This window comes from Pseudomonas flexibilis (genome assembly GCF_000802425.1).
GTDB classification, from domain to species: domain Bacteria; phylum Pseudomonadota; class Gammaproteobacteria; order Pseudomonadales; family Pseudomonadaceae; genus Serpens; species Serpens flexibilis.
The window spans coordinates 16,532-29,266 of the sequence record NZ_JRUD01000003.1; the positions used below are offsets into that span (position 1 = coordinate 16,532).

The window sequence follows — 12,735 nt, forward strand, 5'->3', positions numbered from 1 at the left end:
GCGCGGCGGGCTCCTTTCGCATGTGCCTTACGGACCCGTCGGCCGCCTTGTGGCGGCCGGACGGCACGAGGTAATCCGCAATGCCCGAGCTCTATCACTACCTTCAGCAACTGGTGAACGGCCTGACCATCGGCAGCACCTACGCGCTGATCGCCATCGGCTACACGATGGTGTACGGCATCATCGGCATGATCAACTTCGCCCACGGCGAGGTGTACATGATCGGCTCGTACATCGCCTTCATCGCCATTACCCTGCTGGCCATGGCCGGCGTCGACAGCCTGCTGCCGATCATGTTCGTCGCCTTCGCGGCCAGCATGATCGTCACCAGCGCCTACGGCTACAGCATCGAACGGTTCGCCTACCGGCCGCTGCGCGGCGGCAACCGGCTGATCCCGCTGATCTCCGCGATCGGCATGTCGATCTTCCTGCAGAACATGGTGATGCTGTCCCAGGACTCCAAGGACAAGGCCATCCCCAGCCTGCTGCCCGGCAACTTCGTGCTGGGGGAAAGCGCCATGAGCGGGGTGACCATTTCCTACATGCAGGTGCTGATCTTCGTGGTCACCTTCCTGGCCATGCTGGGCCTGAGCCTGTTCATCTCCCGCTCGCGCCTGGGACGTGCCTGCCGCGCCTGCGCCGAAGACCTGAAGATGGCCAACCTGCTGGGCATCAACACTAACCAGATCATCGCGCTGACCTTCGTCATCGGCGCTGCACTGGCCGCCGTGGCCGGCGTGCTGCTCGGCATGCAGTACGGGGTGATCAATCCGCACCTGGGCTTCCTGGCCGGCATCAAGGCGTTCACCGCCGCGGTGCTTGGCGGTATCGGCAGCATTCCCGGCGCGGTGCTTGGCGGCCTGCTGCTCGGCGTGGCCGAGGCGTTCGGCGCCGACCTGTTCGGTGACCAGTACAAGGACGTGGTGGCCTTCAGCCTGCTGGTGCTGGTGCTGCTGTTCCGTCCCACCGGGATCCTCGGCCGTCCGGAGGTGGAAAAGGTATGAGCCGCAACCTCAAGACCGCGCTGTTCAGCACCCTGCTGCTGTTGCTGATCTCCTACCCGATCCTCGGCCTGAAACTGAGCGTGATCGGCATCGGCCTGCAGGTGGAAGGCGCCGATGCGCGCACCCTGTGGACCATCGGCCTGGCCGCCGTGGCGATGTTCACCTGGCAGCTGCTGCGTGACCGTCTGCCGGGCGCGGGTCGCCTGGCGGCCATGACGCCGTCGGTGCCGGGCCAGGTGAAGCACTGGCTGACCCTGCCGTCCACCCAGCGCTGGATCATTCTCGCCCTGGTGATGCTGGCGCTGGTCTGGCCGTTCTTCGGTTCGCGGGCGGCAGTGGACATCGCCACGCTGATCCTCATCTACGTGATGCTCGGCATCGGCCTGAACATCGTGGTCGGCCTGGCCGGCCTGCTCGACCTCGGCTACGTCGGTTTCTACGCCGTGGGCGCCTACACCTATGCCTTGCTTGCCGAGTACGCCGGCTTCGGCTTCTGGCTGGCGCTGCCCATCGCCGGCCTGATGGCCGCCACCTTCGGCTGCCTGCTGGGCTTCCCGGTGCTGCGCCTGCGCGGCGACTACCTGGCCATCGTCACCCTGGGTTTCGGCGAGATCATCCGCATTCTGCTGCGCAACCTCACCGATATCACTGGCGGGCCGAACGGCATCAGCCAGATCCCCAAGCCGACACTGTTCGGGTTGAGTTTCGACCGCCGCGCACCGGAGGGACTGGAGACCTTCCACGGCTTCTTCGGCATTCCCTACGACTCCACCTACAAGGTGATCTTTCTCTACCTGATCGCCCTATTGCTGGTGCTGCTGGCGCTGTTCGTCATCAACCGGCTGATGCGTATGCCCATCGGCCGGGCCTGGGAAGCGCTGCGCGAGGATGAGATCGCCTGCCGCTCGCTGGGCCTGAACCCGACCATCGTCAAGCTCTCGGCCTTCACCCTGGGCGCCACCTTCGCCGGCTTCGCCGGCAGCTTCTTCGCCGCGCGCCAGGGGCTGGTGACGCCGGAATCTTTCACCTTCATCGAGTCGGCGATGATCCTCGCTATCGTGGTGCTCGGCGGCATGGGTTCGCAGCTGGGCATCATCCTCGCCGCGGTGGTCATGGTGCTGCTGCAGGAAATGCGCGAGTTCAACGAGTACCGCATGCTGATCTTCGGCCTGACCATGATCGTCATGATGATCTGGCGTCCGCAGGGCCTGTTGCCCATGCAGCGCCCGCACCTGGAGTTGAAGTCATGAGCCGCCCGCTGCTGGAAGTCCGGGGCCTGTGCATGCGCTTCGGGGGCCTGTTGGCCGTCAATGGCGTGAACCTCAGCGTGCGGGAAGGGCAGATCGTGTCAATGATCGGCCCCAACGGCGCCGGCAAGACCACCGTGTTCAACTGCCTGAACGGCTTCTACCGCCCCACCTCGGGGGAGATCCTCCTCGATGGCGAGCCGATCCAGGGCCTGCCGGGGCATCGCATCGCCTGCAAGGGCGTGGTGCGCACCTTCCAGAACGTGCGCCTGTTCAAGGAGATGACCGCGGTGGAGAACCTGCTGGTTGCCCAGCACCAGCACATCAACACCAACTTCTTCGCCGGCCTGTTCAAGACCCCCGGTTACCGACAGAGCGAGCGAGCGGCCATGGGCCGCGCCGCCGAGTGGCTGGAGCGCATGAGCCTCACCGAGGTGGCCAACCGCCCGGCGGGCACGCTGGCCTATGGGCAGCAGCGGCGTCTGGAGATCGCCCGCTGCATGATGACCCGGCCGCGCTTGCTGATGCTCGACGAGCCGGCCGCCGGCCTAAACCCCCGCGAGACCGAGGACCTCAAGACGCTGATCGGCCAGTTGCGCGACGAGCACGGGGTGACCGTGCTGCTGATCGAGCACGACATGAAGCTGGTGATGAGCATTTCCGAACGCATCCTGGTGATCAACCAGGGCGCCCCGCTGGCCGAGGGCACGCCGGTGGAGATTCGCGCCAATCCGGATGTGATCAAGGCCTACCTGGGGGAAACCTGATGCTGCAGTTCGACAACGTTTCCACCTTCTACGGCAAGATCCAGGCCCTGCACGGTGTCAGCCTGAGCGTCGAGCGCGGCGAGATTGTCACCCTGATCGGCGCCAACGGCGCCGGCAAGTCGACCCTGCTGATGACCCTGTGCGGCTCGCCGCGCGCCGCCAGCGGCAGCATCCGCTACGAGGGCGAGGAGCTGGTCGGCCTGGACACCTGCGACATCATGCGCAAGAGCATTGCCGTGGTGCCCGAGGGCCGGCGCATCTTCGCCCGCCTGACGGTGGAGGAGAACCTGGCCATGGGCGCCTTCTTCACCCGCAAGGACCAGTACCAGCAGGAACTGGAGCGGGTGCTGGCGCTGTTCCCGCGCCTCAGGGAGCGCTTCGTCCAGCGCGGCGGCACCATGTCCGGCGGCGAGCAGCAGATGCTGGCTATTGCGCGCGCGCTGATGAGCCGGCCGAAGCTGCTGTTGCTCGACGAGCCCTCGCTTGGCCTGGCACCGATCGTCATCCAGCAGATCTTCGAGATCATCGAGCAACTGCGCCGTGACGGGGTGACCGTCTTCCTGGTCGAGCAGAACGCCAACCAGGCGCTCAAGCTGGCCGACCGCGGCTACGTGCTGGAAAACGGCCGGATCGTCATGCAGGGCAGTGGCGACGAGCTGCTGCGCGATCCGCGCGTGCGCGAGGCCTACCTGGGCGGCTGAGCGGTGGCCTGCTGCGGCCGGTAGCCCAGGCGCACGCCGCCCCAGTGGCGGCCAAGCACGTGGACCGGGACCGACAGGTCGTGCATCAGCTCGCCGGTGTCGCGGCTGTAGGTCTGCAGCAGCAGGTTGCGCTCATGGCTGCCGCAGCGGAGGCCGGTGCGGTCGTTGAAGATGCGCTTGCTGCGGCTGCGCAGCTGGTCCACCTCGGGATCGCCGGTCGGCGGCTGGTTGAAGGCCTGGTTGTGGGTGGGCACATAGCCGTCCGGCGTGGTGGCGATGGCGTACACCAGCGCCGGGTCGCGGGCCAGCAGCGGCTCCTGGATGGCCGGCAGCACCTGGTCGGCATAGCGATCGAAACGGGTGTGATAGCGGACTGGGTCGGTGCCGGCTACGGCCTGGTAGTCACGGTCGAACAGGTCATCCATGCTGAGTCGCCCGCTGGCCAGATCCGCCTCGAAACGCGCCGCCAGTGCGGCGGCGCCCTCGCGGGCCAGGTCGTAGAAACGCTGGTGATAGGCATCCAGCTGCACGTTGGCCAGCTGCTCGCTGACCGTTTCAGCCTGCGTCACCAGTTGCCCGGCGGCCTGTTCCAGCTGCCGCGTCTGGCCTTCGCTGTCCAGCACATCGGTGCGCAGTCGGTCGAGCGCGGTGAACTGAGCGGTCAGGCGTTGCTGGCTGTCCTCGGTGCCGGCGGCGATCTGGCTGACCTGGCTGGCCACATCGCCGGCCAGCTCGGCAATGTTGCCCAACTGGCGGCCGGTGACTTCGATCAGCGCGCCGGTCTCGTCCAGCTCGCCGGCCTGGCGCTGGATGTGGGTGACCACCGCTTCGCTCTGCTGGTGGATCTCGGCGATGCGCGCGCGAACCTCCTCGGTGGCCCTGGCGGTGTGCGAGGCCAGGTTGCGCACCTCGTCGGCCACCACCGCGAAGCCGCGCCCGGCGTCACCGGCCCGCGCCGCCTCGATGGCCGCGTTGAGGGCCAGCAGATTGGTCTGGCTGGCGATGGTCTCGATCACGTCGGCGATGCGGCGGATCTCCTCGGAACGGGTCGCCAGCTCGCCCACCAGTCCACGGCTGGCCTGGCTTTGCGCGCTCAGCCGGCGCATGCGGGCGATGGTCTGCTCCAGCTCCGCCTGTCCACTGACACTGCCCTGGCGCATCGCCTCGGCGGCATCCAGCGCTCGCTGCGCCTGTGCGGCGCTCTGCTGCCCGGTGCTGACCATGGCCTCGGCGCCCAGGGCGATCTCGCCCAGCGCGTCGCGCTGCGAATGCAGGCGCTGGGCCAGTTGCTCCACATTGAAGGCCACCTGGGCGGCGGCCAGGGCGTTCTGGGTGGTATGCCGGGAGAGTTCCTGGCTGAGGTTGCGGAACGCCTGAGCTTCCTGCTGGGTGCTGGCCGGCGCGTCCGCGCGCAAGCGGCGCAGCCTGAGCCAGGGCCACAAGCCGAGTAATAGCAGTGCCGCCAGGTCGAGCCCGGCGGGCAGCGCAAGCCCGCGCAGAATCAGCCAGGCGCCGAGCAGGGTAGCGCCATGCAGCAGAAAGAGCGGGGCGAGCGGGCGAAGGGTGGGGCGCATGGCGGCTCATTCTTGTTATCCGGGCCCCCCGTTAAACCACGAAGCGGGCGGATTCCACCATGCGCCAATGGTCGTGACCGGCCGGTCGCGGCTGTTACAGCCGGTGGCTGATACCCAGGCTGAGTGCCTCGACTTCGGGAAGCATCAGGAACTCGGCATTCAGCGTCAGCTCCCGGGTGGGGTGGTACTGCGCGCCGATGCCCAGCGCGATGCCGGATTCGGTGCCGCTGGCATTGCCCCACCAGCCATCCACCGAATAGGCCACGCGGGCCAGGCCGGCGACGCCGTACACCGCCAGGTTGCTATCGACCGGCAGGATGCCCTTGGCCAGCAGGGCAAAGTAGTTGTCGATTTCCAGGTTGTCATCCTCGCCCAACCCCAGGCCCAGGCGGGCTTCGGCAGCCAGGTTCGGGTGCAGGACCGCGCCGGCGTGGGCGCCGAGGCCCAGCACGGTCGGGTCGTCGAACAGCGATCCGTTGACGCCGACATACAGGTTGTCCCGGGCGGAGGCGAGCATGTCATCTATCGGGGCGGCCTGGGCGAGGGTGCTCAGGCCGAAAACCAGGGCGGCCAGCGTGCATTGCAGTTTCATATCTTTCCTTGCGGAGTGGGATGCGGGGGGAGGGCTGCGGGCAGCCTGCGCTGATGCAGGCCAGGCATGGCCCGGCGCCACATCAGGCTGGGCCGGAATCTTATGGACAACCCCCGCGGAGTCAATGCCATCGTCAGCGACCTGGGTCGAGCAGAACGGATAATGGGATACCCTTGGCGCAATCCCTTCACTGGAGTCCGGAATGTCTGCCCTGCCTTCCCTCGCCTTCGCCGGCATCGGCCTGATGGGCCTGCCGATGTGCCGCCGCCTGCTGGCGGCCGGTTTTCCGCTCACGGTCTGGAACCGTTCCGCCGACAAGTGCGCGCCGCTGGTGGCGAACGGTGCGCGCATCGCAGCCCATCCCGCCGATCTGTGCGAGGCGGACATTGTCATGCTCTGCCTGGCGGACACTGCCGCCGTGCGCGACGTGGTGTTCGGCGCCGGTGGCATCGTCGAGCGTGCGCGGCCCGGCCAGTTGCTGGTGGATTTCTCCAGCGCGGAACCGGCTGCCACCCGCGAGATGGCCGCTGAACTGGAGGCGCGCACCGGCATGCGCTGGGTGGATGCGCCGGTTTCCGGCGGCACGCCGGGCGCGGCGGCCGGCACCCTGGCGATCATGGCCGGCGGTCAGGAGGCCGATATCGAGCTCGTTCGCCCGGTGCTGGCGCATCTGGGCCAGCGGCTGACGCGCATGGGCGAGGTCGGCGCCGGGCAGGTGACCAAGGTGTGCAACCAGATGATCGTCGCCTGCAATGCGCTGGTGATCGCCGAAGTGGTTGCGCTGGCGGAAAAGGCCGGGGTGGATGCCGCGCTGATCGCACCGGCGCTGGCCGGCGGCTTTGCCGATTCCAAACCGCTGCAGATTCTTGCCCCGCAGATGGCCGAAAGCTGTTTCGAGCCAATCAAGTGGCACGTGCGCACGCTGCTCAAGGACCTGGACACCGCTGTGCGCCTGTCCCGCGAGCAGGGCAGCGCCACGCCGATGAGCGGCCTGGCCGCCCAGCTGATGCGCCTCCATGCCGGCCAGGGCCACGCGGAGCACGACCCGGCCACGCTGGTGCTGCAATACCGGGAGGCCCGGCCGTGAGAATCGCCGCCAATCTGTCGCTGCTGTTCACCGAGCGCCCGCTGATCGAGCGGCCGCGTGCCGCCTGCGCCGCGGGTTTCGAGGGCGTGGAGATCCAGTTTCCCTACGAGCTGCCAGCCGTACGCCTGAAGGAGGAGCTGGAGCGCCTGGCGCTGCCGCTGGTGCTGATCAACCTGCCGGCCGGCGACCTGATGCAGGGCGGCGACGGGCTGGCCTGCGTGCCGGCGCGCCAGGCCGACTTCGACCGGGCGCTGCAGGAGGCGCTGAGTTATGCGGCCATGACCCGCCCGCAGGCGGTCAACGTGCTGGCCGGGCGCCTGCCGGCCGGCGTCGCCCGCGAAGACGCCCTGGCCACCCTGGCCGCCAACCTGCGCACCACCGCCGACGCGTTCCAGCTGCTGGGCATCCGGGTGTACTGCGAAGCCATCAACCCGCTGGACATGCCGGGCTTTCTGGTCAATACCCCCGAGGATCTGCTCGGCCTGCTGGACGCCGTCGCGCACCCCAATCTGTTCGCCCAGCTCGACCTCTACCACATGGCCCGCCAGGGTCTGGACCTGCCGACGGCCATCCGGGCGCTGGCCGGGCGCATCGGTCATGTGCAGTTCGCCGACTGTCCGGGGCGCGGCGCGCCGGGCAGCGGGGCGCTGGACTTCACCGCCGCGCTGCAGGCCCTGCGCGAGGCGGGTTATGACGACTGGCTGGCCGCCGAGTACCGTCCGGACGCGGCGGGCACCGAAGCCGGGCTGGGGTGGCTTTCCCGCTGGCGGCCCTGACCGCCTGCCCGAACACAAAAGCGCGCGGACACGTCCGCTCCCACGAAAAGCACCGCCGCATGGCGGTCAGTGCTTTTCCAGCCGCCGTGCCCACCGCTTCGGCGGCCAGGCACGACGTTGTCCGCCCTACGACCGGCATTTGTGCGCCTTCGCTTCTACAGTCAACGGTCGAAGCCTCTGCCGGAGTCCGCCGACCATGCCGCCCACCGCCGTCCAAGCTCCCAACGCCTGGCGTGTGCTGTTCCTGCTGTTCCTCGCCAATCTGTTCAACTTCTTCGACCGCACCATCCCGGCCATCGTCACCGAGCCGGTGCGCCGCGAGTGGAACCTCAGCGACCTGCAGATCGGCCTCTTCGGTACTGCCTTCACGCTGATCTATGCACTGGCCGGCATTCCCCTTGGACGGCTCGCTGATTCCGCCTCGCGGACACGCATCATGGGCTGGGGACTGACCCTGTGGAGCGGCCTGACCGCCCTCAATGGCCTGGCCTGGAATTTCTGGAGCTTCCTGTTGATGCGCATGGGCGTGGGCATCGGCGAGGCCAGCTACGCGCCGGCGGCCAACTCGCTGATCGGCGACCTGTTTCCCGCCGATCGCCGGGCACGGGCCATGGGTCTGTTCATGCTCGGTCTGCCGCTGGGGCTGACCCTGGCGTTCTTCACCGTCGGTGCCATGGTGGAAGCCTTCGGCAGCTGGCGGGCGCCGTTCTTCCTGGCCGCCGTGCCGGGCCTGCTGCTGGCGCTGTTCCTCTTCTTCATCCGCGAGCCGGCGCGCGGCGCGGCGGAGGGGCGGGTGATGGCGGCGCAGCCGGTGGACCGGCCGCTGCGCCGATTGCTGGCCATCCCCACCTTCGGCTGGCTGATCCTGGCCGGGCTGGCGTTCAACTTCGCGGTGTACGCCTGCAACCTGTTCATGGTGCCGCTGCTGATGCGCTACTTCGCCCTGACGCTGAACCAGGCGGCACTGTCCACCGGGCTGATCGTAGGGGTATCCGGCCTGATCGGCCTCACCGCCGGCGGCTGGCTGGCCGACCGCACCCACCAGCAATGGCCGAGCGGCCGGCTGCTGTTCGGCGCGCTGAGTCTGTTGCTGGCCACGCTGTTCACCGGCGTGCCGCTGCTGGCCGGGCGCATCGAGGCGGCATGGTTCGTCGGGCTGTTCAGTGTCGGCTGGCTGTGTTCCTACTGCTTCTACACCACGGCCTATCCGGCCATTCAGGACGTGGTCGAGCCACGGCTGCGCGCCACCGCCATGGCGCTGTTCTTCGCCGGGTTGTATCTGCTGGGCGGCGGTCTGGGGCCGGTGGTGGTGGGGCTGTTGTCCGATCACTTCGCCGAAACGGCCCGGCTGGCGGCGGGCACCGCCGACATGCAGGAGGTGTTCAAGGCCGCCGGGCTGCACGACGCGCTGTATGTGATTCCGGTGGCGCTGCTGCTCACCACGCTGTTTCTGCTCCAGGCGTCGCGCTGCTTCGTGGCGGATGCGCGGCGCATGCAGGACGGGCTGAGTGAGTCGAACGGCGAAGAGGATGGGTTTATCCCCGCCGAAGGATCGAGCCGGCCGTAGGGTGGTTGCGGTGGGCAAAAAAAATAGGCTGGCCTACGCGGCTTGGTAGGTCAGCCGCGATGCTTTTAGTGCAGATCACACAAAAGCTCGCGGCTGAAGCCGCTCCTACAGGATTTGGTCTGGTGGCGAGCAAACCCGCCTGGCGCTTACAGCAGCTCCACCGCCACCGCCGTGGCCTCACCACCACCGATGCACAGCGACGCCACGCCCCGCTTGCCGCCGGTCTGGCGCAGCGCGTTGATCAGCGTGACGATGATCCGCGAGCCGGTGGAGCCGACCGGGTGGCCCTGGGCGCAGGCGCCGCCGTAGATGTTCACCTTGGCGTGGTCCAGGCCATGCTCGCGCATGGCCAGCATGGTGACCATGGCGAACGCCTCGTTGATCTCGAACAGGTCGACATCCTCGACGCTCCAGCCGGTCTTGCGGAACAGGCTGGACAGCGCGCCGACCGGCGCCAGGGTGAACTCGCTGGGGTCCTGGCTCTGCGTGGCGTGGCCGACGATTTTCGCCAGCGGCTTGAGTCCGCGCTTGGCGGCTTCCTCGGCGGTCATCAGCACCAGCGCGCTGGCGCCGTCGGAGATCGAGCTGGCGTTGGCGGCGGTGATGGTGCCGTCCTTGCGAAACGCCGGCTTGAGACCCGGAATCTTCTCCGGGTTGGCGGTCAGCGGCTGCTCGTCGTCCTTGACCAGCACCTCGCCCTTGCGGGTGGTGACGGTGACCGGAATGATCTCGGCGTCCAGCGCGCCGCTCTGGATGGCGGCCTGGGCGCGGCGGAGGGATTCGATGGCGTAGGCGTCCATCTCCTCGCGGGTGATGCCGTGGCGATCGGCGGTTTCCTGGGCGAAGGAGCCCATCAGCCGACCGGTGCGCGCATCCTCGAGGCCATCGAGGAACATGTGGTCCTTGAGTTCCGCGTGGCCCATGCGCAGGCCGCTGCGGGCCTTTTCCAGGATGTAGGGCGCGTTGGACATGCTCTCCATGCCGCCGGCCACCATCACCTGGTTGGTGCCGGCCTTGAGCAGGTCGTGGGCGAGCATCACCGCCTTCATGCCCGAGCCGCACAGCTTGTTGATGGTGGTGCAGCCGGTGGCGGCCGGCAGGCCGGCATTCAGCGCCGCCTGGCGCGCCGGACCCTGCTTGAGGCCGGCGGGGAGCACGCAGCCCATGATCACTTCCTGCACATCCTCGGGTTGCACGCCGGCGCGGCGCACGGCCTCGCGAATGGCCGCGGCGCCCAGCTCGACGGCGCCTAGCGCCGCCAGGCTGCCCTGGAAGCCGCCCATGGGGGTACGCACACCACTGACGATGACGATCTCGGACATCGAAAACACCTCTGCTGTCTGGGGTCGGGCAGGCGTTTCCGCGGGTAACCCCGCACGCGTGCCCGGACGGGCTTTCTCGGACTATCGGAACCAGCCGATGCGTCGGATTCTACAGCGTGACCGGAATCTCCATAAGGGTCACGCGGAAAATCAGTCTTTGGGCTGATGAGGGTTTCTCTCGGGCCTCCTAGAGTTTCCCCACCCAACAAAAACAACAACCGAAGGTGACCTTTCATGCAGACCCGCATCATCCCGCCCGCCGACAATGCTCACCCTTGCCCGTTGCTGATCAAGCGCCTGCTGCTCTCCGGCAGCCGCTACGAACGTACCCGCGAAATCGTCTACCGGGATCAGGTGCGCTACAGCTATGCCACCTTCAACGAGCGCGTCGCCCGCCTGGCCAACGTGCTGACAACGGCGGGCGTGCGCCCCGGCGATACCGTGGCGGTCATGGACTGGGACAGCCACCGCTACCTGGAGTGCATGTTCGCCGTGCCGATGATCGGCGCGGTGCTGCACACCATCAACGTTCGCCTTTCCCCCGAACAGATCCTCTACACCATGAACCACGCCGAGGACCGGCTGGTACTGGTGAATGCCGAGTTCCTGCCGCTCTACCAGGCCATTGCGCCGCACCTGACCACGGTCGAGAAGACCCTGCTGCTCAGCGATCATCCGGAGGCTTCGGCCGAGTTGCCAGGGCTTGTGGGGGAATACGAAAGCCTGATGGCAGAGGCCGGCACGCGGTACGACTTCCCCGACTTCGACGAGAACTCGGTGGCCACCACCTTCTACACCACCGGCACCACCGGCAATCCCAAGGGGGTGTACTTCACCCACCGTCAACTGGTGCTGCACACCCTGGCCATGGCTTCCACCCTCGGTTCGATGGACAGCGTGCGGCTGATGGGCAGCGACGACGTCTACATGCCGATCACGCCGATGTTCCACGTGCATGCCTGGGGCGTGCCGTACGTGGCCACCATGCTGGGCGTCAAGCAGGTCTACCCGGGCCGTTACGACCCGGAATTCCTGGTCGAGCTGTGGAGGCGTGAGAAGGTCAGCTTCTCCCACTGCGTGCCGACCATCCTGCAGATGCTGCTCGGTGCCAAGGCCGCCCAGGGAGTGGATTTCGGCGGCTGGAAGCTGATCATCGGCGGCAGTGCGCTCAATCGCGGACTCTATGACGCCGCCAAGGCCTGCGGCATCCAGCTCACCGCTGCCTACGGCATGTCGGAAACCTGTCCGCTGATCAGTGGCGCCTACCTGAACGAGGAGCTGCGCGCCGGCAGCGAGGACGAGCGCAGCCGCTACCGCATCAAGGCCGGCGTGCCGGTGCCGCTGGTGGAGGCGGCGATCATGAACGAGGACGGCACCTTCGCCCCGGCGGATGGCGAGACCCAGGGCGAGCTGGTGCTGCGCGCCCCTTGGCTGACCCAGGGCTATTTCCGCGAGCCGGAGAAGAGCGAGGCGCTGTGGGCCGGCGGCTGGATGCACACCGGTGATGTCGCCACGCTGGACGACATGGGCTTCATCGACATCCGCGATCGCCTCAAGGACGTGATCAAGACGGGCGGCGAATGGATCTCCTCGCTGGACCTGGAAGATCTGATCAGTCGCCACCCGGCGGTGCGCGAGGTGGCGGTGGTGGGTGTCCCCGATCCGCAGTGGGGAGAGCGCCCCTTTGCGTTGCTGGTGCTGCGTCCCGACGCCGCTCTGGATGCGCGTGCGCTGAAGGATCACCTCAAGCCTTTCGTGGAACAGGGGCACATCAACAAATGGGCGATTCCCAGTCAGATCGCCACTGTTACCGAAATTCCCAAGACCAGTGTGGGGAAGCTGGACAAGAAGCGCATCCGCCAGGATGTCGCTACCTGGCAGGCGGCCGGGAGCACATTTCTGTCCACGCTGTAGGGGCCGGCTGGCGAGGGTGATGAGCGTGACCGATCAGTCAAGCAAGCGTTGGCTTGGTTATTGCTCCGGGGGAAGCGGCGAAAGGTTTTGCTGTACGTCGCAAACTGGCGAGCCAGACGCCTTCGAGGAGCGCAAATCACTCTTTCGGGGGATCAGGCCGGCCGCGTGGCTGGTTATAGTCGCC

Annotated in this window: 11 protein-coding genes; 8 read left to right on the plus strand and 3 right to left on the minus strand. The window is 67.4% G+C overall.

The window, feature by feature from the left end; translation table 11 throughout:
* Nucleotides 1–80: 80 nt before the first annotated feature.
* Genes livH through SF06_RS02700 form a run of 4 tightly spaced genes read left to right on the plus strand, consistent with a single transcriptional unit; the run spans nt 81 to nt 3,719 of the window.
* A complete protein-coding gene (gene livH, locus SF06_RS02685) occupies nt 81–1,004 on the plus strand; it encodes a high-affinity branched-chain amino acid ABC transporter permease LivH (protein WP_039559856.1) in 924 nt (307 codons plus the stop codon).
* Complete coding sequence (locus SF06_RS02690) at nt 1,001–2,254, plus strand: high-affinity branched-chain amino acid ABC transporter permease LivM (RefSeq protein ID WP_039559859.1); 1,254 nt, start codon at nt 1,001–1,003, stop codon at nt 2,252–2,254. Before livH ends, SF06_RS02690 begins: the two co-directional genes overlap by 4 nt.
* The gene (livG, locus tag SF06_RS02695) at nt 2,251–3,018 is read left to right on the plus strand and encodes a high-affinity branched-chain amino acid ABC transporter ATP-binding protein LivG (RefSeq protein WP_039559860.1); all 768 of its coding nucleotides are present in this window, start codon (nt 2,251–2,253) and stop codon (nt 3,016–3,018) included. The genes SF06_RS02690 and livG overlap by 4 nt, the downstream gene beginning before the upstream one ends.
* On the plus strand, nt 3,018–3,719 hold the full coding sequence (locus tag SF06_RS02700; RefSeq protein ID WP_039559862.1) for an ABC transporter ATP-binding protein: 702 nt from the start codon (nt 3,018–3,020) through the stop codon (nt 3,717–3,719). Before livG ends, SF06_RS02700 begins: the two co-directional genes overlap by 1 nt.
* Here SF06_RS02700 and SF06_RS02705 read toward each other — a convergent pair.
* Nucleotides 3,704–5,293: a methyl-accepting chemotaxis protein gene (locus tag SF06_RS02705; RefSeq protein WP_039559863.1), complete on the minus strand. Its 1,590-nt coding sequence runs from the start codon at nt 5,291–5,293 to the stop codon at nt 3,704–3,706. The two genes, SF06_RS02700 and SF06_RS02705, sit on opposite strands and share 16 nt — an antisense overlap.
* Before the next feature lie 94 nt (nt 5,294–5,387).
* The gene (locus SF06_RS02710; protein WP_027590834.1) at nt 5,388–5,885 is read right to left on the minus strand and encodes an outer membrane beta-barrel protein; all 498 of its coding nucleotides are present in this window, start codon (nt 5,883–5,885) and stop codon (nt 5,388–5,390) included.
* A gap of 202 nt (nt 5,886–6,087) precedes the next feature.
* Between SF06_RS02710 and SF06_RS02715 the strand changes: the two genes are divergently transcribed.
* From SF06_RS02715 to SF06_RS02725, 3 genes are all read left to right on the plus strand, one after another.
* Complete coding sequence (locus tag SF06_RS02715) at nt 6,088–6,972, plus strand: NAD(P)-dependent oxidoreductase (RefSeq protein ID WP_027590833.1); 885 nt, start codon at nt 6,088–6,090, stop codon at nt 6,970–6,972.
* Nucleotides 6,969–7,748: a hydroxypyruvate isomerase family protein gene (locus SF06_RS02720; protein ID WP_027590832.1), complete on the plus strand. Its 780-nt coding sequence runs from the start codon at nt 6,969–6,971 to the stop codon at nt 7,746–7,748. Before SF06_RS02715 ends, SF06_RS02720 begins: the two co-directional genes overlap by 4 nt.
* A 196-nt stretch (nt 7,749–7,944) precedes the next feature.
* Nucleotides 7,945–9,315 carry a spinster family MFS transporter gene (locus SF06_RS02725; RefSeq protein ID WP_039559864.1) on the plus strand — a complete coding sequence of 457 codons (1,371 nt, stop codon included), beginning with the start codon at nt 7,945–7,947 and terminating at the stop codon, nt 9,313–9,315.
* Nucleotides 9,316–9,461: 146 nt separating this feature from the next.
* Here SF06_RS02725 and SF06_RS02730 read toward each other — a convergent pair whose 3' ends face one another.
* Complete coding sequence (locus tag SF06_RS02730; RefSeq protein WP_039559867.1) at nt 9,462–10,637, minus strand: thiolase family protein; 1,176 nt, start codon at nt 10,635–10,637, stop codon at nt 9,462–9,464.
* Nucleotides 10,638–10,871: 234 nt separating this feature from the next.
* Between SF06_RS02730 and SF06_RS02735 the strand changes: the two genes are divergently transcribed.
* A complete protein-coding gene (locus tag SF06_RS02735; protein WP_039559868.1) occupies nt 10,872–12,551 on the plus strand; it encodes a fatty acid--CoA ligase in 1,680 nt (559 codons plus the stop codon).
* Nucleotides 12,552–12,735: the final 184 nt, after the last annotated feature.